Here is a 23,628-nt window from a genome sequence, read left to right as displayed (position 1 = left end):
GTCCCGGACGCCTTCGCCACGATGCGCGTGGTGCTCTTCGCTGGCGAGGCCGCGAACGCGGATGCCGCGCGCGCCGTGCTGCGCGCCGGGCCTCCGGGGCGACTGGTGAACCTGTATGGCCCCACGGAGGCGACCGTCGGCGTCACCACGCACGACATCGTGGACCTGCCAGCGCACGCCACGTCCGTGTCCATCGGCCGGCCGATGACGCGGGTCCAGGCGTACGTGCTGGATGCCCGGGGCCAGCCCGTCCCGGTGGGCGTCCCGGGAGAGCTGTACCTGGGCGGTGACGGCCTCGCACGCGGCTACCTGGGACGCCCCGCGCTGACCGCCGAGCGCTTCGTGCCCTCGCCCTTTGGCGACGTGCCCGGGGCCCGGCTCTACCGCACCGGCGACAGGGCCCGCTGGCGGCCGGACGGCACGCTGGACTTCCTGGGCCGCATCGACACGCAGGTGAAGCTGCGCGGCTTCCGCATCGAGTTGAGCGAGGTGGAGGCCCTCCTCCGCCAGCACCCGTCGGTGAAGGCCGCGGTGGCGGGGCTGGTGGACGACGGCTCGGAAGATCCGCGGCTGGTGGCCTGGTACGTGCCCGGCGCCCCGGTGGAGGCGGCGGTGCTGCGCGCCTTCGTCGCCGAACGACTGCCCGCGCCCCTGGTGCCCTCCGCGTTCGTGTCGCTGGACTCACTGCCGCTCACGCCCGTGGGCAAGGTGGACCGCAAGGCGCTGCCCCCGCCGGACGCGCGCGCGGTTGTCTCCGGCTCCCATGCGCCGGAGCACCTGTCGTTCTTCCAGAAGCGCATCGCCACGTTGTTCCAGGAGCTGCTCCGGCTGGAGCGGGTCGGCTTGCACGACGACTTCTTCGTCATCGGAGGTCACTCGCTGCTGGCCACGCAGCTCATCTCCCGGCTGCGGTCCTCGTTCGGGGTGGAGCTGCCCCTGCGCGCGCTCTTCGACGCGCCCACCGTCGCGCGGCTCACGGACACGGTGGAGGCGGCGCTGCTCTCACGCGCCACCAGCCCGAGCCTCCCCGCTCTCGTTCCCACGTCACGGGAGCGGGACCTGCCGCTGTCCTTCGCGCAGCAGCGGCTGTGGGTGGTGGAGCAGCTGCGCCCGGGAGGCAGTCACTACAACGTCACCTCGGCGCTGCGCCTGGAAGGCGCGTTGGACGCCGAGGCCCTGAGGCGGGCCCTGGAGCACGTCGTCGCCCGCCATGAGGCCCTCCGCTCCACCTTCGCGATGAAGGACGGGCAGCCCGTCCAGACGGTGCACCCGGCCGCCCGGTGGGAGCTGCCCGTCACCGACCTGTCGCCCGTGGATGTCGGGGCGCGTGAGGAGGAGGCCCAGCGGCTCTGCGTGGAAGAGGCCTCGCGTCCGTTCGACCTGGGCCGGGGGCCGCTCCTGCGCACGCGCCTGCTGCGCGTGGAGACGGAGGCGCACCTGTTGCTCCTGTGCATGCACCACATCGTCTCCGACGGCTGGTCGCTGGGCGTGTTGGTGCGGGAGGTGGCGACGGGCTACGAGGCCTTCTGCTCGGGCCGGACGCCGGAGCTTCCCGCGCTGCCGGTGCAGTACGCCGACTTCGCCGTGTGGCAGCGCTCCTGGCTCCAGGGCGAGGTGCTGCGACAGCAGGTGGCGTGGTGGAAGCAGCACCTCGCCGGAGCACCCAGGGTGTTGGAGCTGCCCACCGACAAGGCCCGCCCCGCGCTCCAGTCCACGAGCGGGGCGCTCCTTGCCGTGCACCTGCCTTCGGAGTCGGTGGAGCGGCTGCTGGCGATGGGCCGGCAGGAAGGCGTGACGCCCTACATGGCGCTGCTCGCCGTGTGGCAGGTGTTGCTGTCGCGCTACTCACGGCAGGAGGAGCTGCTGGTGGGCTCGCCCATCGCGGGCCGCGACCGGGAGGAGCTGGAGGGGCTGGTCGGCTTCTTCGTGAACACGCTGGTGCTGCGCGGGCGCGTGCGTCCGGGGGACACGTTCCGGACGCTGCTCACCCAGGTCCGGGCCTCGACGCTCTCCGCGTTCGAGCACCAGGGCCTGCCGTTCGAGAAGCTGGTGGAGGAGCTCCAGGTGGCTCGCGACTTGAGCCGCAACCCCCTGGTGCAGGCCGTCTTCGCGCTCCAGAACGCCCCCACCGGGGAGCTGAAGGCGCCCGGGCTCACGCTGCGCCCGGTGCCGGTGGACAACGCCACGGCGCGCTTCGACCTGGGCCTCTTGCTGCACGAGGCGCCGGACGGCCTCCGCGGCGTCCTCGAATACAGCACCGACCTCTTCGAGCGCTCCACGGTGGAGCGGCTGCTGGGACACCTGCGCACGTTGCTGGACGCGGTCGTCGCCGCCCCGGACGTGCCGATGGCCCACCTGGAGTGGATCACGCCCGGAGAGCGCCAGCAGGTGCTCACGACGTGGAACGCCACCGCCGGGGACTTCCCGCGCGAGTCGAACCTCGCCGCGTGCTTCGCGCGGCAGGTCGCGCTGCGTCCGGAGGCCACCGCGCTGGAGTTCGGCGACGCGCGCCTGACGTACGCCCAGCTCGATGCGCGCGCGAATGCGCTGGGACACCTGCTGCGCTCGCACGGCGTGGGCCCGGATGCGCTCGTGGCCGTGTGCCTGGAGCGCTCCGTCGAGCTCATCGTCACGCTGCTGGCCATCCTCAAGGCGGGGGGCGCCTACGTCCCGCTGGATGCCGCGTATCCGGCGCGGCGGCTGTCCCTCATGCTGGAGGACGCCCCGCCCCGGCTGCTCGTCACCACGCGCGCGCTGCGCTCCTCGCTGTCGGTGTCGGAGGCGGTGCCGTGCGTCTTCGTGGAGGAAGAGACCCTGGAGGGTCGGCCCACCACCGCACCGGACGTGGACGTCTCCTCGCGAAGCCTCGCCTACGTGGACTTCACCTCCGGGAGCACCGGCCGTCCCAAGGGCGTCGCCGTGGAGCACCGGGGCGTGCTGCGCCTGCTGCACGGCGCCACCTGGGCCCGCTTCACGCCGGAGGAGGCCTTCCTGCTCCTCGCGCCGCTGTCCTTCGACGCGTCCACGCTGGAGATCTGGGGGCCGCTCCTGTCCGGAGGGCGGCTCGTCGTCTTCCCGCCCCAGCCGCCCACCGACCTGGAGCTGCTGGGCCAGGTCCTGCGCCGTCACGGCGTCACGTCGCTGTACCTGTCCGCGGGCCTGTTCGCGCAGGTGGTGGACGTGAAGCTGGAGGTGCTGCGCGGACTGCGGCAGCTCTTCGTGGGCGGGGATGTCCTGTCGCCCTCGCACACGCGCCGCGTGCTGGAGACGCTGGGCCTGCCCGTGGTCAACGGCTACGGCCCCACCGAAGCCACCGTCTTCACCTGCTGCCTGCGCATGGAGCGGCCCGAGGACGCGCGCGGGGACCTGCTCCCCATCGGTCCTCCCGTGTCGAACACGCGGGTGTACGTGGTGGACGGGGCGCTCCGGCCCGTGCCCGTGGGCGTGCCCGGCGAGCTGCTCATCGGTGGTGACGGGCTCGCGCGGGGCTACCTCTCCCGCCCGGACCTCACGGCGGAGCGCTTCCTGCCGGATCCGTTCAGCACCACGCCCGGTGAGCGCGTGTACCGCAGCGGGGACCTGGTGCGCTGGCGCCCGGACGGGAGCCTGGACTTCCTGGGCCGCATCGACGGCCAGGTGAAGGTGCGCGGCTTCCGCGTCGAGCTGTCCGAGGTCGAGGCCGCGCTCAAGGGCTGGCGCCCCGCCATCGCCGATGCCGCCGTGCTCGTGCGCGAGGACGTGCCGGGCGACAAGCGGCTCGTGGCCTACGTGGTGCCCGCGGTCGCCGGGGTGCTGGACGTCCAGGCCCTGCGCGAACACCTGCGCCAACGGCTGCCCGAGTACATGGTGCCGACCGCGTTCGTCACGGTCGCCGCGCTGCCGCTCACGCCCAACGGCAAGGTGGATCGGCACGCCCTGCCTGAGCCCGACGCCGCCTCCACCGCGCGCAAGGGTCGCTTCGTGGAGCCCGGAAACCCGCTGGAGGACCGGCTGACGTCCGTCTGGGCCCGGGAGCTGGGGGCCCAGCGCATCGGCGTCCACGACCACTTCTTCGAGGACCTGGGCGGCACGTCGCTCACCGTCGTGCGCGTCGCCAACCGGCTGCGCGAAGCACTCCAGCGCGACGTGCCCGTGGTCTGGCTGTTTGAACACCCCACCGTCCATGCGCTCGCCGAACGCCTGGAACGGGAGGGCGCGAAGGCCGGTGCGGCACCCATGGAGACGACGTCCGCGTCTGGAGCTTCCTTGAGCGCAGCAACGCCCGTGACAGGAACCTCCCCGGATGCGTCAGCACGAACGCCGGAGAAGGCCCCAGCGCCCACGCTGCCGTCGGGAGCCATCGCCATCATCGGCATGTCCGGGCGCTTCCCCGGGGCGGCGTCGGTGGAGGAGTTCTGGAAGAACCTGCGCGAGGGCGTGGAGTCCATCTCCCGCTTCCAGCCCGAGGAGCTGGAGCACCAGCCCGGCCTGCCACCGGGGGTGGAGCTGTGGCAGCACCCGGGCTTCGTGCCCGCGCAGGGCGTGCTCGCGGACATCGACGAGTTCGATCCCGCCTTCTTCGACATGTCGCTGCGCGAGGCGCAGTGGACCGACCCGCAGCAGCGGTTGTTCCTCCAGTGCGCGTGGGCCGCGCTGGAGGACGCGGGCGTCGACCCGGCTCGCTTCCCGGGCGTCATCTCCCTGTTCGCGGGGGCGAACGAGTCCGGCTACGCGAGCGAGGTCCAGCAGCACCTGCCGTTGGACTCGGCGGCCTTCTTCGAGCTGTTCGGCACCGCGACGTACCAGAGCCTGCCGACGAAGGTGTCGTACAAGCTGGGGCTCACTGGCGAGAGCATGCTCGTGTACACCGCGTGCTCCACGGGGCTCGTGGCCGTGCACGTCGCCTGTCAGAACCTGCTGACGGGCCTGTCGGACGTGGCGCTCGCGGGCGCGACGCGGCTGTCCGTTCCGCAGCGCACCGGCTACGTGCACCAGGAGGGGATGATCTACTCCCCGGACGGTCACTGCCGCGCCTTCGATGCGAAGGGCCAGGGCACCGTCTCCGGCAGCGGCGTGGCCGCGGTGGTGCTCAAGCGGTTGGAGGATGCCGTGCGCGACGGCGACGCCATCCACGCCGTCATCCGCGCCACCGCCGTCAACAACGACGGGCGCAACAAGTCCGGCTTCACCGCGCCGAGCGTGCAGGGGCAGGCGGCCGTCATCACGCAGGCGCTGAACCGCTCCGGCGTGGCACCCCGGGACATCGGGTACGTGGAAGCCCACGGGACGGCGACGCCGCTCGGGGACCCCATCGAGGTCGCGGCGCTCCAGCGCGCCTACGGCCTGGGGCCGGAGCACCGGGGCACCATTCCGCTCGCGTCGCTGAAGACGAACGTGGGCCACCTGGACACCGTGGCGGGGCTCGCGGGCCTCATCAAGGTCGCGCTGTCGCTGCGGGAAGGAGAGATTCCCCCCAGCCTCCACTTTGAACAGCCGAACCCGCAAATCGACTTCGACGCGGGACCGTTCTTCGTCAACACCCACCTGCGGCCCTGGCCCCGGGGTGGGACGCCCAGGCGCGCCGCGGTCAGCTCCTTCGGCGTGGGCGGCACCAACGCGCATGCGGTGCTGGAGGAAGCGCCAGCGGCGTCCAGCGGCCCCACGTCGCGCTCGCACCAGGTCTTCGTGCTGTCGGCGCGCTCACCCGAGGCCCTGGAGGCGGCGGCGCAGCGGCTCGCCACGTTCGTGCTCGCGGCCCGGTCGCCGGAGGCGATGGAAGCGGCGGCATTGAAGCTGGCCCAGCAGGTGCTGACGGCGCGCTCGCCCGAAACGTTGGAGACGGTGGCGAAGCAGCTCGCGCTGCACGTGCTGTCCGCCCGCGCTCCGGGAGCCGTGGAGGCGTTGGCGGACCCGCTCTCCGTGTCGGGCGCGGAGTCGGCGCTCGCGGACGTGGCGTACACGCAGGCCGTTGGACGACGGGCCTTCGAGTACCGGCGCACGGTGGTGGCGCGCGACGCGGCGGACCTGGCGAGGCAGCTTCGCAAGCCGGCCACGCCAGTGCGACTGAAGGACGTGGAGGGAGCCCGCCGCAAGCGGGTGGCCTTCGTCTTCTCCGGACAGGGCAGCCAGCAGCTGGGCATGGGGCGGGAGCTGTCCGGATCCGTGCCTGCGTTCCGCGTCCACATGGACGCGTGCCTCGCGCTGTTGGACGCGCCCCTGCGCGCGCGGGTGGAGGCCCTGCTGCATCCGGATGCGGAGACGGACGGGGCCCCGCTGCTCGCGGACACCCGCGTGGCCCTGCCCGCGCTCTTCACGGTGCAGGTGGCGCTGGCCCGGTTGTGGCAGGACTGGGGCATCATCCCCCACGCGGTGCTGGGCCACAGCTTCGGCGAATACGCCGCCGCGTGTGTCGCGGGCGTCCTCTCCCTGCCGGATGCCCTGCGGCTGGCCGTGGCACGGGGGGAGCTGATGCACCGGCTGCCTCCGGGCGCGATGCTCGGCGTGGCGCTGCCGGCGTCCGACGTCCAGCCGCTGCTGTCCGGGCGACTGACGCTCGCGGCGCTCAATGCTCCGGACCGCTGCGTCGTCTCCGGTCCCGTGGACGAGGTGGAGCGCTTCCAGTCCCTCTTGCAGCAGCGCAAGGCCGGCGCGGTGCGCATGCCTTCGCCCCATGCCTTTCACTCCTCCGACGTGGAGCCCCTCATGAGGGAGCTGGCGGACGTGGTGGCCACGCTCCAGCGCCATGAGCCCTCCGTGCGCTACGTCTCCAGCCTCACGGGCGCGCTGGTGCGGCCCGGCGAGCTGACGTCTCCCGGGTACTGGGCCACGCAGATGCGTCAGCCGGTGCGCTTCACCGACGCGGTGGGCGCGCTGCTGGAGGAGGGGTGCAGCGTGCTGCTGGAGGTGGGGCCCGGTCAGGACCTCACCCCGCTGATGCGCGCCTGCCTTGGCGAGGACAAGGAGCGGGTGAAGGCGCTCGCTTCGCTGCGACGGGGCGGCGCGACGACGGAGCAGTCCGGTCTCCTCCAGTGCGTGGGGGAGCTGTGGATGGCGGGGCTGGAGGTGGACTGGGGCGCGTTCTATGCGCACGAGCAGCGCCGCCGCGTGCACCTGCCCACCTATGCCTTCTTGCGCAAGCGCTGCTGGGTAGAGCCTCGCACGCAGGACGGAGCACCGTCGGCGGTGGAGTCTCCGGGGCATCCGACCGTGGGCGCACCGCCTGCGGGTGGATTGCCCGCGGCCACGCACCTGTCCACATCGCCCCAGGCTGCAACGGGACGCGCTGCCGCGCCGTCCGCATCGCCTCACGCCCTGACGGAGCACGCTGCTTCGCCGTCCGCATTGCCTCACACGCATACGGGCCATGCGCCCGCCGCGCTGCCTAGCACCACCAAGGAGCGGCTGTCGCCTCACCTGCCCGCGCCTGTCGCCGGCCCCGTGCCCATGGGTCGCGAGGACGCGCCTCGCGGTGACGTCGAGATCCGGATCGCCACGCTCTGGCGCGAGCGGCTGGGCCTGGACTTCGTTGGCCGCGACGACAACTTCCTGGAGTTGGGCGGCAACTCGCTCATGGCCGCGCAGCTCCTCAACCAGCTCCGCGACACCTTCCACGTCCAGGTGCCCCTGACCGCGCTCTTCGAAGCGCCCACCGTCGCGGGCCTCACCTCGCGCATCGAGCCCCTGCTCCGTCACGCGCCCGTCGCGGAGCCCACGCACGAGCTGCCACTCGTGCCCCGCCCGCGCACCGGCCCCCTGCCCCTCTCCTTCGTCCAGGAGCGCGTCTGGCGCCTGGAGCAGTACCTGCCCGGCCTGTCCGCCTACGCGATCCCCTTCGTCCTGCGCCTGGAGGGTCCCGCCGACGCCGCCATCCTGGAGCGCGCCGTCCAGGAGGTCGTCCAGCGGCACGAAGCCCTGCGCACCACCTACGACGCGGTGGACGGCAAGCCCGTGCAGCGCTTCCACCCCTCCGTGCGCATCGCCCTCCCCGTCGTGGAGGTGCACGGCACGCCCGAGCAGCGCGAGGAGGCCGCCCTCCAGCTTGCTCGCGAGGACGCCGCGAAGCCCTTCGACCTGGTGCATGGCCCCGTCCTTCGCACCACGCTCGTGCGCCTGCGCCCGGACCTGCACCTGCTGGTCTGCGCCATCCACCACATCGTCTGCGACACGCTGTCCACGTCCCTCTTCCTCCAGGAGGTCGGGCAGCTCTACGCCGCCTTCCTCCAGGGCAGGCCCTCGCCGCTGGCCCCCCTGCCGGTGCAGTACGCGGACTTCGGCGCGTGGCAGCGTGAATCGCTCGCGCAGGCGCGCTTCCCCGAACAGGAGCAGTGGTGGCGCCAGCGGCTGGCCGGGATGCCGCGCCAGTTGGGCCTCCCCACCGACCGGCCCCGGCCCGCGAACTGTCCGCTCACCTCCGAGCGCATGGTGCTGGACTTCCCCACCACCCTCGCCGAAGCGCTGCTCGCCTTCAGCAAGCGCGAGGGCTTCACCCCGTACATGACGGTGCTCGCCGCGTGGAACGCGCTGCTGCACCGCTACACCGGCCAGACGGACCTCGTCGTCGGCACGCCCATCGGCAATCGCACGAGGCCGGAGCTGCTGCCGCTCATCGGCTACGTGGCGCACTCGGCCGCCTTCCGCACCCACGTCGGGGACGACCCGACCTTCCGCGAGCTGCTCAACCGCGTGCGGCGCGAAGTCACGGACGTGCAGTCACGGCCGGACGTCCCCTTCGAGCTGCTCGTCGAACAGCTCGTCCCCGGCAAGGACATTGGCCGGGACCGCATGGCCGACACGGTCTTCGTCTACCACTCGAACCTGTCGATGGGCGGCGATGCGCTGGCGGCCGTGGGAACCCGGGGCACGTTCATCGAAGTGCCGGGCACGCCCGTGCAATGGGGCGCCACGCTGTCCGACCTGACGCTCATCCTCACCGAGGAGCCCGGACGCGTGCACGGCGCGCTGGAGTACGCGACGGAGCTGTTCGACGCGTCCACCGCGCGGCGCATGCTGGAGCACCTCCAGGTGCTGCTCGGCGCGGCGCTGGCGCGGCCCGAGGACCCCCTCTCCCGCCTGCCCCTGGCCACGGAGCACGAACGTCGTGCCTGGCCCGAGCCCCGGGCCACCCCTCCCGCGCCGTCCCTCCCCGCCCTCCTGCGCGAACAGGCGCGGCTCCAGCCGGACGCCATCGCCGTGAGCCAGGGGGAGACGTCCTGGACGTGGACCGCGCTGGCCTCCCATGCGCTGCGGCTCGCCACGCGACTGCGGGAGCGGGGCCTGTCTCCGGGCGAACCCGTGGCGCTGTGCCTGCGCGCGTCGCCAGAGAAGCTGGCCGCGCTGTGGGGCGTGCTCGAAGCCGGTGGCGCCCCGGTGGCGCTCGGGCCCACGGACCTGGACTCCCTGCCGGTGTACGCCGTGGACGGCCAGCCCGCGCCCCACCTCGTCACCTGGCGGGGGCTCGTCACGTCCTCACGACTGGACCCCACGCGGGTCCTCCAGATGGAAGCGGCGCTGGACGGCGACGCGCCAGTGGCGCCGCATGGTGAGTCCCCTCCGCCTGCGCCGGACTCGCTCGCGTGGTTGCTGCCCCTGGGCGCGGGCCAGCCGGCGTGGGCGCTGAGCCATGCGTCGCTGACGGGCTTCTTCGCCGGCCTGGATGCACGCCTCCGCCCGGCCCCGGGCACCACCTGGCTCGCTGCCTCCGAGCCCGCTCCCGAGAAGCCCGAGCTTGAAGCCCTCTGGGCCCTGTCGCGCGGGCTGCGCGTCCTCTTCCCCTCGGAGGCCATCGCGTCGCGCCTCTCGCACGGGAGCGAAGGGGCCTCGCCGCTACAGCTCAGCCTCTCCTACTTCGCCAACGACGAGGACTCGCTGTCCGGGCCCAAGTACGAGCTGCTGATGGAGGGCGCGAAGTTCGCGGACGCGAACGGCTTCTCCGCCGTGTGGACGCCGGAGCGGCACTTCCACTCCTTCGGCGGCCTCTACCCGCAGCCCGCGGTGGTCTCCGCCGCGCTGGCCGCCGTCACGAAGAACCTGCGCCTGCGCTCCGGCAGCGTCGTGTTGCCCCTGCATGATCCGCTGCTCGTCGCGGAGCAGTGGGCCGTGGTGGACAACCTGTCCCAGGGCCGCGTGGACGTGTCGGTGGCCACCGGCTGGCACGTCCAGGACTTCACCTTCGCGCCCCAGAACTACGCCGACCGGCGCAACATCCTCCTGCGCCACCTGGAGACGCTGCGGGCCCTGTGGCGCGGAGAGCGCCAGCGGCGTCCGGGCGGCAACGGCGTCACCGTGGAGGTGGGCCTGCGCCCGAAGCCCGTGCAGCCGGAGCTGCCCGTGTGGCTCACGGCCACCGCCAACCCGGAGACCTTCCGCCTCGCGGGAGAGCTGGGCGCGGGCGTGCTCACCGGCCTCTTCGCCCACTCGCTGGAGGAGCTGAAGCCCAAGGTGGCGCTCTACCGCGAGGCGTGGCGCCGCAACGGCCACCCTGGACGCGGCCACATCACCTGCATGCTGCACACGTTCCTGGGGGACGACGAAGCGGAGGTCCTCCGGCAGGTGCGCAAGCCGCTGCTCGGCTACTTCCGCGGCTCCGCGGACATCACCGCGTCGCTGCTGGCGGCCCAGGGACACCAGGGCGAACTCAACAAGATCTCGAAGGAGGACATCGACGCGCTGCTGGAGCACACCTTCGAGCACCACGCGAAGGGCACCGGCCTCATCGGCACGGTGGACAGTGGCCTCAAGCGGCTGCGCGACGTGCGCGCCTCGGACGTGGACGAGGTGACGTGCCTCATCGACTTCGGGCTGGAGACGCCCGTCGTCCTGCAGGGCCTGCGGCGGCTGGCCACGCTGCGCGAGCTCCTGGTGGCGGACGAGTCCTCGCGCCAGACGCGCGTGCGGGGTGAACGGGAGACGGGCGTCGGGGAGCTGCTCGCCCTGGCCCGGCAGTCCGGCGCGGTGCTGGTGAACACCACCGCGCGGCTGGCCCGCACCCTGGCCGACATGCCGGAGGCGCGCGAAGCCCTGGCCCCGGTGTCCGCGTGGGTGTTGGAGGGCGCCTCGACGGAGCTGGCCTCGGCGCTCCAGCGCAGCTCGGGCAGCGCCGTGCTGCTCGCGGGTGAGGCCCGCGAAGGGGGCCTGCTGCCCAGGGCTCCCGGTGAGACGCTGCCGGCGGAGCTCCAGGCCTGGGTGCTCGACGCGGCGGGCGAGCCCGTGCCCACGGGCGTCGTGGGCGAGCTGGCCCTGTCCGGCGCGGGCCTCCCCGCGTCCTTCTGGAAGGCCCCCGCGGACGCGGCACGGCGCCAGGCCCCGCACCCGCTGAACCCATCCGTGCGCCTCTACCGCACCGGGCGTCCCGTGCGCCTGCGCTCGGACGGGCACGTCGAGCCCGTGGCCCTTCCGGCCTTCAAGCTCCCCACCCCGCGCCCCACCTCCGACACCCGCGCCCCCGAGTCCCGGGCCGTGGCCGTGGACACGACGGCGGACACCGGAGCCGACCGCGCGATTCCCCGCGCACCGCGCAGCGGGCCCCTGCCGCTGTCCTTCGCGCAGCAGCGCCTGTGGTACCTCCAGGAGCTGGAACCGGAGAGCACCGCCTACAACAACGCGATCATCTTCCGGCTCACGGGCCCGCTGGACGCGGGGGCGCTCCAGACGGCGCTGGATGCCCTGGTGGAGCGACACGAAGTCCTTCGCACCACCTACGGCCTCACCAGCACCCAGCCCGTGCAGCACATCCACCCCACCGGCACGCTGCCGATGGACCGCGAGGACGTCCCCGGGGACACGGCCGAGGCACGCGAGGCCGCCATGCTGCGCCGCTGCCAGGCGTACACCGCGACGCCCTTCCGCCTGGACACGGGCCCCGTCGCCCGCGCGCTCCTGCTGCGGATGGGGCCGGACGCGCACGTCCTCCACCTGCTCCTGCACCACGTCGTCTCCGACGCCTGGTGTGCCCTGGTCCTCAGCCGCGAGCTGCCCGTCCTCTACGCCTGCGCCAGCGCGGGCGTGCCGTCCGTCCTCCCGCCCCTGCCGGTGCAGTACGCCGACTACGCCGTCTGGCAGCGTGAATGGCTGACAGGGCCAGTGCTGGAGGAGCAGGCGCGGTGGTGGAAGGACCTGCTCCAGGGGGCGCCGCCGTTGGAGCTGCCCACCGACCGGCCCCGGCCCGCCGTGCAGTCCTACGCGGGCGCGGCCCACCGCTTCCACCTGCCGCGCGAGGTGTCGGAGCCCCTGCTCGCCGTGGGCCGTCGTGAAGGCGCCACGTCGTTCATGGTGTTGATGGCGCTCTACCAGGCGCTGCTCTCCCGCCACTCCGGCCAGGACGACTTCGCGGTGGGCACCCCCATCGCAGGCCGCACGCGCCCCGAGGTGGAGGGCCTGCTGGGCTGCTTCGTCAACACGCTCGCCTTCCGCGCGAAGCTCGACGGCGCGCCGAGCTTCCGGGAGCTGCTCTCCCGCGTGAAGCAGCAGGCCCTGGGGGGCTACGCGCGGCAGGACATGCCGTTCGAGCAACTGGTGGACGTGCTCCAGGCGCCGCGCGACCTGAGCCGCACGCCGGTCTTCCAGGCGATCCTCAACGTCATCAACGTACCGGAGGCCCAGGCGACGGAAGGCCAGGGCCTGCGCATCGGTGGCGTGGACGTGCCGGTGACGACGTCCAAGTTCGACCTGACGCTGGAGGTCTGGGAGCAGCGCGACGGGCTGCGCTGCCGCCTGGAGTACGCCACCGCCCTCTTCGACGAAGCGACGCTGACCCGGATGGCGGAGCACCTCATGACGCTGGCGAGGGCCGTCACCGCGGAGCCGGACGCGCCGGTCGCGGGCCTGACGCTGCTCTCCCCGGAGGCACGCGAACAGGTGCTGCGCGGGTGGAACGACACGCGCGTGGACTTCCCCCCTGGCGCGAGCCTCCACCAGCTCTTCGAGTCCCAGGCCGAACGCACCCCGGACGCCATCGCGCTCCAGTTCGAGGCGCAGCGGCTCACCTACGGTCAGCTCGAAGCGCGCGCCAACCAGCTCGCGCACCACCTGCGCGCCAGGGGCGTCGGGCCGGAGACCCTGGTGGGCGTCTGCCTGGAGCGGTCGCTGGAGCTGGTCATCGCCCTGCTCGGCGTCCTGAAGGCCGGCGCCGCCTACGTGCCGCTGGATCCGGCGACCCCGGGCGAGCGGCTCGCCGGGATGCTGGAGGACACCGCCGCGCCCGTCCTCCTCATCCAGGAGCGCTTCCGTGAGGCAATGGCTTCCCACGCCTCGCACCTGCTCGCGCTGGACACGCAGTGGACCGCCATCGCGGAGCAGTCCGTCAGCCGGCCTCCGCCGCTGGCAGGCGAGGATGCGCTGGCCTACGTCATCTTCACGTCCGGCAGCACGGGCCGCCCCAAGGGCGCGATGAACGCGCACGCGGGGATCGTCAACCGCCTGCGCTGGATGCAGGCGCGCTACGGCCTGACGCCCGGCGACACGGTGTTGCAGAAGACGCCCTTCAGCTTCGACGTGTCCGTGTGGGAGTTCTTCTGGCCCTTGATGACGGGGGCGCGGCTGGTGCTGGCCCGGCCCGGAGGCCATCAGGAGCCGGACTACCTCCACGCGTTGATGGCCCGGGAGGGCGTGACGACGGCGCACTTCGTGCCGTCCATGCTGCGGGCCTTCGTGGAGGAGCCTGGCCTGGAGCACCTGACGCGGCTGCGCCGGATCCTTTGCAGCGGCGAAGCCCTGCCCGCGGAGCTGGTGCACAAGGCGCAGGCCCGTGTGCCGCACGCCACGGTGCACAACCTCTACGGCCCCACCGAGGCCGCGGTGGACGTGACGTCCTGGGAGTGCCCGCGCGACCCGGCCCTGCGCGTCGTCCCCATCGGTCGTCCCGTGGCGAACATGCGGATGTACGTGCTGGACCGGAGGAACCAGCCGGTGCCGGTGGGCATCCCGGGCGAGCTGTTCATCGGAGGCGTGCAGGTGGGCCGGGGCTACTGGCGCCGGCCTGGCCTCACCGCCGAGCGCTTCATCCCCGACGCCCACGGTGACACGCCCGGCGCGCGGCTGTACCGCACCGGCGACATCGCCCGGTGGCGCACCGACGGCACGCTGGAGTACCTGGGCCGCGCCGACTTCCAGGTGAAGCTGCGGGGCTTCCGCATCGAGCTGGGAGACGTCGAAGCCGCGCTCCAGTCCTGGCCGGGGGTGCGCGAGGCCGTGGCCATCGTGCGGCAGGAGCACGCGGGGGATCCGCGCCTCGTCGCGTACGTCACCGCCGAAGGCGAGGCCCCCGACACCGCCGCCCTGCGTGCGCACCTGCACACGCGGCTGCCCGAGTACATGGTGCCCTCCGCGCTGGTCGTCCTGGAGGCCCTGCCCCTCACGTCCAGCGGCAAGGTGGACCGCAAGGCCCTGCCGGCTCCGGAGGCCCAGGCCCCCGTGCGAGGAGAGCCCGTCGCCCCGCGCGATGACACCGAGCGCACGCTGGCGGAGATCTTCGCGCAGGTGCTCGGCGTCGAACGCGTCAGCGTCCAGGACAGCTTCTTCGAGCTGGGCGGCCACTCCCTGCTCGCGACGCAGGTGGCGGCGCGGGTCCGCGCACGCCTGGGCGTGGAGCTGCCGCTGCGCACGCTCTTCGAGGCGCCGACGGTGGAGGCCCTCTCGCGTCGCCTCTCCGGCAAGGCGACCTCCGCCACGGAAGCGGAGGTCGTGTCACGGCCCGTCCCGCCCCCGGCCTTGGAGACAGGGGCCGTGCCCGTGCAGGCAGCCGTCGCACGGCAACCGGTCTGGTTCATGGGCCAGCAGGAGCCCGGCTGGCACCACCGGCTGGTGCGGTACGCGAACACCACGGGCTGGCAGCAGGCCCAGACCCACGCGGTGCCGGCCCCGGGAGCGCTCACGCCGCTGACGCGCAGGGAGCGGCCCGCCGTGTTGCCGTTGTCCTTCGCCCAGCAGCGGCTGTGGTTCATCCATCAGCTCGGCGTCGCGGACGCGGCCTATCACGTCCCGCTCGCGCTCAAGCTGGAGGGCACGGTGGACCTCGCCGCGCTCCAGCGGAGCTTCGACGAGCTGATGCGCCGGCATGAAGCCCTGCGCACCACGTTCCGCGCGCACGAAGGTGACCCGGAGCAGGTCATCCACCCCGTCCTCTCCCTGCCGGTACGACAGGTGGACCTCACGGGCATCACCGACCCGGAGCAGCGCCACGCCGAAGCGGCGAAGCTCGCACGGGAGGAGACGCGCAGCCCGTTCGACCTGGAGCAGGGCCCGCTCATCCGCGCGCTCCTGCTGAAGCTGTCGCCCACCGAGCACGTCCTCGTGCTCAACCAGCACCACATCATCTCGGATGGCTGGTCCACCGGCGTCCTCGTGCGCGAGATGGGCACGCTCTACACCACCCTCTCCCGCGGCCTTGCGTCCTCCCTGCCCGAGTTGCCCGTGCAGTACGCCGACCACGCGCTGTGGCAGCGTGACTGGCTGCGAGGCGAGGTGCTGGAGCACCAGCTCGGCTACTGGCGCCAGCAGCTCGAAGGCGCGCCGTCCCACCTGGAGCTGCCCACGGACCACCCGCGCCCGGCCCGGCAGTCCTTCCAGGGCGCGCTCCTGCCCCTCACCCTGCCCCGCACGTCCAGCGAAGCGCTGGAGGCCCTGGCGCGCCGGGAGGGCGTGACGCCGTTCATGGTGCTGCTCGCGGCCTTCCAGGTGCTGCTGGGGCGCTACGCCGGCCAGGACGACGTGCTCGTGGGCTCCCCCATCGCGGGGCGCCGCCACGCCGAAGCCGAAGCCCTCATCGGCTACTTCGCGAACACCGTCGTCCTGCGCACCCGGCTGCGCCCCCGGGACACGTTCCGCGCGCTGCTCACCCAGGTGCGGGACACCACCCTGGGTGCCTACGAGCACCAGGACCTCCCCTTCGAGAAGCTCGTCGAAGCGCTGCACCCCACGCGCGACCCGGCCCGCACGCCCTTCTTCCAGGTTACCTTCACGCTGCAGAACGCGCCGCTGCCGAAGCTGGAGCTGCCCGGCCTGTCGCTCCAGCCGATGAACGCCGACCCGGGGGCGATCCGCTTCGACCTGGAGTGGTTGCTGCACCGCGCGCCAGAGGGCTTCGCGGGCGGCATCAACTTCAACACCGCCCTGTTCACGCCGGAGACCGTGGCCGGCATGGCCCGGCACCTGCGCGTGCTGCTCGACGCCGCGGTGGCCTCTCCCACGACCCCGCTCTCACGCCTGCCGTGGCTCACCGCCGAGGAGCGCCAGCGCGTGCTGGTGACCTGGAACGACACCGCCGCGCAGTACCCGCGCGACGCGTCCGTGCCCATGCTGTTCACGGAGCAGGCCACGCGCACGCCCGACGCCATCGCGGTGAGGGCCCCCGGGGGCCCCGGCGCCATTCCGGCGGGCGCGACAGCGGGAACAGCGCGCGAACTCACCTACGCCGCGCTGGAGCAGCAGTCGAACCAACTGGCGCACCACCTGCGGCGCATGGGCGTGCGCCCGGGAGACCGGGTGGGCCTGTGCGTGGAGCGCTCGCCGGAGCTCATCACCGGCATGCTCGGCATCCTCAAGGCCGGCGCGGCCTACGTGCCGGTGGAGGCGAAGGCCCCCGCCGCGCGCACCTCGTGGATCCTCCAGGAGGCGGGCGTCGGCGTGCTCGTCACGCAGGAGGCGCTGGCGGATGAGCTGCCGTCGGAGGCCGGGCTGCTCGTGCTCCTGGACGCGGAGGCGGACCTGCTCGCGAAGCAGCCCGTCACGCCGCTGGACGTGCGGGTGCCCGCCGAAGCGCTGGCCTACGTGATGTTCACGTCCGGGAGCACCGGCCGCCCCAAGGGCGTCACCGTGCCGCACCGGGGCATCGTGCGGCTCGTCCGGGGCACCCGCTTCATCGAAGCCGGGCCAGGCGAGGTGTTCCTCCAGGTGGCCCCGGTCGCGTTCGACGCATCCACGCTGGAGGTCTGGGGCCCGCTCCTCAATGGCGCCAGACTCGTGATGGCACCCCCGGGAGCGCTGTCGCTGTCGGAGCTGGGCACGCTGCTGACGACCGAGGGCATCACCACCCTGTGGCTCACCGCCGCGCTGTTCGAACAGATGGTCCTGCACGAAGGCGCCTCCCTTGCGCGCGTGAGGCAGGTGCTGGCCGGCGGCGACGTGCTGCCCGTGCAGCGCGTCCGCGAACACCTGGCGCGGATGGCGCCGGACGCCGTGTTCGTCAACGGCTACGGCCCCACGGAGAACACCACCTTCTCCGCCACGCACACGCTGCGCGCCGGGGACACCGTGGACGCAGCGGTGCCCATTGGCCGGCCCCTGTCCCACTCCACCGCGTGGGTGCTGGACGCGGGGCTCGAACCCCTGCCGCCCGGGGTCCCCGGGGAGCTGTACGTCGGAGGCGACGGCCTCGCGTGGGGCTACCTCCGGCGGCCCGACCTCACCGCCGAGCGCTTCGTCCCGCATCCGTTCAGCACCACGCCCGGCGCGCGCCTCTACCGCACCGGCGACAAGACCCGCTGGCGCGAGGACGGGACGCTGGAGTTCCTGGGCCGCACCGACTTCCAGTTGAAGATCCGCGGCTTCCGCATCGAACCCGGTGAGGTGGAGGCCGTGCTGCGCCAGTCCCCCGACGTCCGGGAGGCCGTGGTGGTGGCGCGCGAGGACGTGGCCGGAGAGAAGCGGCTCGTGGCCTACCTGGTGCCCGTGGAGGCCGGCCTGGACATGGACCGCGTGCGGGCGTTCGCACGTCAGCAGCTCTCCGATCCCCTGGTGCCGTCCGCGTGGGTGGAGCTGCCGGCCCTGCCGCTGTCCCCGAACGGCAAGGTGGACCGCAAGGCCCTGCCCGCGCCCGAAGCGTCCCGGCCCGAAGGCACGACGCGCGAAGGGCCCCGCGATGCGGTGGAGACGCAGCTCGCCGCCATCTGGGCGGAGGTGCTGCACCTGGAGCCCGGGGCCGTGGGCATCCACGACGACTTCTTCGAGCTGGGCGGCCACTCGCTCCTGGCCACGCAGGTGGTGTCGCGGATCCGCCGGGTGCTGGGGGTGGAGCTGCCCCTGGGCGAGCTGTTCAACGCGCCCACCGTGGCCACGCTCGCGGCCCGCCTCTCCACCTTCGCGGGCACGTCCGGGGTGCCGCCCCTCACGCGCGCGCCGAGGCCCGCCGCCCTGCCGCTGTCGTTCGCGCAGCAGCGGCTGTGGTTCATCGATCAACTGGAGCCGGGCAGCAGCCTCTACAACATGCCCTTCGCCCTGACGCTCCTCGGAGCGCTGGACGAGGCCGCGCTGCGAGGAAGCCTGGATGCGCTGGTGGCGCGGCACGAAGCGCTGCGCACCACCTTCCGCGTGGACGGCGTCCAGCCCGTGCAGCACATCCGCGACGCGGCCCCCGTGCCCCTGGAGCGCGTGGACCTGACGAGGTGGGAGTCCGCCGAGGAGCGGCAGCGGGAGGCGGAGCGCCTGGCGACAGCCGAGTCCCAGCGCCCGTTCGACCTGGAGCACGGGCCGGTGATTCGCGCCCTGCTGCTGAAGCTGGACGCGCAGGAGCACGTGCTGGTGCTCCACCTGCACCACATCGTGTCCGACGGCTGGTCCCTGGGCGTGCTGGCCCGGGAGCTGACCGCCCTCTACGAAGCCCTGCACGAAGGCCGGGCGCCCGCGCTCCCGGAGCTGCCCGTGCAGTACGCGGACTTCGCCCTCTGGCAGCGCGGCTGGCTCCAGGGAGAAGCGCTGCGAGCCCAGCTCGACTGGTGGAAGCAGCAGCTGGCCGGAGCGCCCCGCGTCCTGGAGCTGCCCACCGACAAGCCCCGCCCCGCCGTCTCCACCCAGCGCGGCGACCGCGTGCCAGTGCACCTGCCCCAGCACCTGGCCGAACAGGTGGAGGCCCTGGCGTCACGGGAGAACGTCACGCCCTTCATGGTGCTGCTGGCGGCCTTCCAGACGGTGCTGCACCGCCACGCCGGGCAGGACGACGTGCTGGTGGGCTCGCCCATCGCGAACCGCCGCAACGCGGAGACCGAAGGCCTCATCGGCTTCTTCGTCAACACCCTGGTGCTGCGCGGAAGCTTCGGTCCCCGGACGACGTTCCGGGAGCTGCTGGCCCAGGTGCGCGCCACCACGCTGGGCGCCTATGAGCACCAGGACATCCCCTTCGAGCGGCTGGTGGAGTCGCTGCAACAGACGCGCGACCTGGGCCGCATGCCGCTCTTCCAGGTGATGTTCGCGCTCCAGAACGCCCCGGTGGCGGAGCTGTCGGTGCCCGGCCTCACCTTCCGTCCGGCGCGCATTGGCGACCGCGTCATGTCCCAGTTCGACCTGAGCCTGGACCTGCACCGACAGGAGGACGGCTTCCAAGGGACGCTGGAGTACGCCACGGACCTGTTCGAGCGCCCGACGCCCACGCGGCTCGTCACCCACCTGCGCGTGCTGCTGGAGGCCGCGCTCGCCCGGCCGGATGCGCCGCTGCGGGAGCTGTCGCTCGTCACACCGGAGGACCGGGCGCACCTGCTGGCCATCGGCCGTGGCGACGTCACGGACTTCGAGCGCGAAGGCACGCTGCACGGACACTTCGAACAACAGGCGGCGCGCACCCCGCACGCGGACGCCGTGGCGTTCGAGGAGACGACGCTCTCCTTCGAACAGCTCGACGTTCGCGCCAACCAGCTCGCCTGGGAGCTGCGGGCCCGGGGCGTGGGACCGGAGGCGACGGTGGGGCTGTGCCTGGAGCGCTCGGTGGACGCCATCGTCGCGCTGCTCGCGGTGCTCAAGGCCGGGGGCGCCTTCGTGCCCCTGGATTCCGCGGCCCCCGCCGCGCGCAGGTCCCTGCTCCTGCGCGACTGCGGCGCCTCCGTGCTGGTGACCTCGCGGGACCTCGCGGAGGCGTGGAGCCCGGACGTGCCCCAGGTGGTGCGGCTCGACGACGAACAGGAGCGGCTGTCCGCGCGGTCCCGACAGGCCCCGCCTCCGTTGGCGCTCGCTGGAAATCTGGCGTACGTCATCTACACGTCCGGCTCCACGGGCATGCCCAAGGGCGTGATGGTGCGGCACCGCTCGGTGCTCCACCTGCGTGCCGCGCTGAAGCGGTCCGTCTACGCCGGCCTGACGCCCGGCCAGCGCGTCACGCTCAACGCGCCGCTGCACTTCGACGCCTCCATCGCCCAGCTCCTCCACCTCCTGGACGGCCACTGCCTCTGCATCGTCCCCGAGGATGCGCGGAGGGATCCGGAGCAGCTGCTCGCGTGGCTGGAGGCGACGCGGGTGGACGCGCTGGACTGCACCCCCGCGCAGCTCAAGCCCCTGCTGGAGGCCGGGTTGCTGGAGCGCGCCCGTCCGCCGTCGTTGCTGACCGTGGGCGGCGAGGCGGTGGACGAGGTGCTCTGGACCCAGCTCGCCGCGGCCCGGCGCACGCGGGCCTTCAACGCCTACGGCCCCACGGAGTGCACCGTGGACGCCACCGTCTGGGACATCCAGGGCACGTCCCACGCCCGGCCCGTCATCGGACGGCCGCTGCATAACCTGCGCGCCTACGTGCTCGACGCGCGCCAGGAGCTGACGCCCTTCGGCCTGCCCGGAGAGCTGTGCATCGCTGGCGAGGGGCTCGCCCGGGGCTACCTGGGCCGGCCGCACCTGACGGCGGAGCGCTTCCTCCCCGACCCCTTCAGCCCCGAGCCCGGCGCGCGCCTGTACCGCACGGGGGACAAGGCGCGCTGGCGCGAGGATGGGACGCTGGAGTTCATGGGCCGCCTGGACTTCCAGGTGAAGCTGCGCGGCCACCGCATCGAGCCCGGCGAAATCGAAGCCACGCTGCGCACGCACCCGGACGTCCGGGACGCGGTGGTCCTGGTGCGCGAGGACGCACCAGGCGATGCGCGCCTCGTGGCCTACGTCGCGCCCCAGGTGGACACCGCCCCCTTGCGCGAACACCTGCGCAAGCACCTGCCCGACTCCATGGTGCCCACCGCGTTCGTGGCCCTGTCCGCGCTGCCGTTGACGCCCAACGGGAAGGTGGACCGCAAGGCCCTGCCCGCCCCGGATGCGTCACACCTTCCGGCGAGCACCTACGAAGCCCCGACCGAGCCCACCGAGGAGCGCCTCGCGGCCCTTTGGGGCGAGCTGCTGCGCGTGCCCGCCGTGGGGCGCCACGACAACTTCTTCGAGCTGGGCGGCCACTCGCTCCTGGCCACGCAGGTGGTGGCCCGGGTGCGCGCGCGCTTCGGCGTGGAGCTGGCCGTGCGGACCCTCTTCGAGTCCCCCACCGTGGCGGCCCTCGCGAAGCGGCTGCCGGAAGCGGCGAGGTCCACCGCCCTGCCACCCCTCACCCGGGCGAGACAGGAGGAGCCACCACCGCTGTCCTTCGCGCAGCAGCGGCTGTGGTTCATCGACCAGTTGGAGCCGGGCAGCCCGCTCTACAACATGCCCTTCGCGCTGCGGCTGTCCGGCACCTTGGAGGTGTCCGCCCTCCAGCAGGCCTTCGACGCGCTGGTGCAGCGACACGAAGTCCTGCGCACCACATACGAAGCGCGGGACGGAGAGCCGCGCCAGCGCGTCCACCCGGCCCGGCCCGGGGTGCTGCGCATCGAGCACCTGGGCCACCTGCCCGAGGACGCACGCGAAGCCGAGGCCCGGCGGCGGGCGACCCGCGACGCGCTGCGACCGTTCGACCTGGGCAGGGGGCCGCTGGCGCGCTTCACGCTCCTGCCCCTGGGCGCGCGCGACCACCTGCTGCTCCTGTGCCTGCACCACACCGTGTCGGACGGCTGGTCCTTCGGGGTGCTCGTGCGCGAGCTGGTGGCGCTCTACGAAGCCTTCCGCCAGGGCCACCCCTCCCCCCTGCCCGAGCTGCCCGTGCAGTACGCGGACTACGCCGTGTGGCAGCGGACGTGGCTGGAGGGCGCGGTGCTGGAGGGTCAGCTCGACTGGTGGCGACGGCAGCTCGCCGGAGCCCCGCTGGAGCTGGCACTGCCCACCGACCGGCCCCGTCCGGCGAAGCGCTCGTCCCAGGGGGACATCCTCCGCGTGGCCCTGTCCCCGGCCCTGAGTGACGCGGTGGAGGCGATGGCGAAGCACGAGGGCGCCACGCCCTTCATGGTGCTCATGGCCGCGTTCCAGGCGCTGCTGTCCCGCTACGCCGGCCAGGACGACGTGCTGGTGGGCACGCCCATCGCGGGCCGGCGCCACGCGAACACCGAAGGCCTCATCGGCTTCTTCATCAACACGCTCGTGCTCCGGGCCCGCTTCGGCGCGGACACGTCCTTCCGCAAGTTGGTCGCCCAGGCGCGCACCACCACGCTGGACGCGTACGAACACCAGGACGTCCCCTTCGAGCGGCTGGTGGAGGCCCTCCAACCCAGGCGCGACCTGGGACGCACGCCGCTGTTCCAGGCCGTCTTCTCGCTGCACAACACCCCGGAGTCGGAGGTGGGCCTCCCTGACCTGACGTTGACGGCCCTGGAGGTGAGCGCGCCGCTGGCGAAGTTCGACCTGGACCTCGCCCTGGTCCGCATCCCCGAAGGCTTCCAGGGCTCGCTCTCCTACAGCGCGGAGCTCTTCGATGCCGCCACGGTCCAGCACCTGATGGAGCAATGGACCCGGCTGCTGGAAGACGCCCTCACCGCGCCCGACGCGCCCCTGGATCGCCGGCCCCTGCTCGACGCCGAAGCCCTGGGCCGCAAGGTCGTCCCGGAGAAGCCCCTGCCCCCGGACGCCGGTCGCGGAGCCTCGCCGGAGCCCACCGTCATCGCGCCGCGCGACGCGCTGGAGTGGGAGCTGGTGGCGCTCTGGGAGGAGCTGCTGGGCCGGAGCCCCATCGGGGTGACCCAGCCGTTCTTCGACCTGGGGGGCCATTCCCTGCTCGCCTTGAAGCTGATGGCGCGCATCCGCGAGCGGCTCCACCGCGACCTGCCGCTGGCCGCGCTGTTCCAGGCCCCCACGGTGGAGGCCCTGGCCCTGCTGCTGCGAAGGGCGCCCACGACCTTCTCCCCGCTCGTGCCCATCCAGCCCGGGGGCGGCCAGCCGCCCTTCTTCTGCGTCCACCCGGTGGGAGGCAACGTGCTGGCGTACGCGGAGCTGGCGAAGCAACTGGGCCCGGATCAGCCCTTCCATGGACTCCAGTCACAGGGGCTGGAGGGAGAGCGCCCCCCGCTGGACACGGTGGAGGCGATGGCGGCGCTCTACGTGGACGCCCTCCGCGCCGTGCAGCCCCAGGGGCCCTACCGGCTGGGCGGCTGGTCCATGGGCGGCGTGGTGGCCTACGAGATGGCCCGCCAGCTCCAGGCGCGAGGTGAGACGGTCGCGCTGCTCGCGCTCATCGACCCCAGCCCGGCGAAGGATGACCGGGTGCCGTTCGACGTGGGGGACCCCCAGGAGGTTGCGGCCCTCTTCGAGCTCGACCAGGGGCAGCTCGCCGCGCCGGAAGCGCAGGGCGCCCAGGGGCACACGCTCCTCCAGGTGTTCACCCAGAACCTGCGGGCGCTGAAGCACTACCGCCCTGGACGGTACGCGGGCCGCGTCCTGCTGCTGCAAGCGGGCGAAGGGCCCGCCAGGGATGACGGCTGGGAGGCGCTCATCGACGGCGAGCTGGTGCGCCAGACGCTGCCGGGCAACCACTACACGTTGCTCAAGGCCCCGAACGTCCAGGGCCTCGCGGAGCGACTGGAGGCAGGGCTCCGGAGCCTCGCACCGGCCACGGAGCCCTGA

Annotated in this window: 1 protein-coding gene (only partly in view); it reads left to right on the top strand. The window is 73.1% G+C overall.

Annotation, left to right across the window (positions count from 1 at the left end):
* A protein-coding gene (locus OV207_RS31990) for a non-ribosomal peptide synthase/polyketide synthase (protein WP_267558795.1) crosses the window boundary here: on the top strand, positions 1-23,628 show its 3' portion. It extends 8,556 nt beyond the left edge of the window; the window shows 23,628 of its 32,184 coding nt (coding positions 8,557-32,184); the start codon falls outside the window, past its left edge; the stop codon is at positions 23,626-23,628.

Origin of the sequence: Corallococcus sp. BB11-1 (assembly GCF_026626625.1) — a bacterium.
Lineage (GTDB): Bacteria > Myxococcota > Myxococcia > Myxococcales > Myxococcaceae > Corallococcus > Corallococcus soli.
This window is presented reverse-complemented; position numbering and strand designations above follow the sequence as displayed.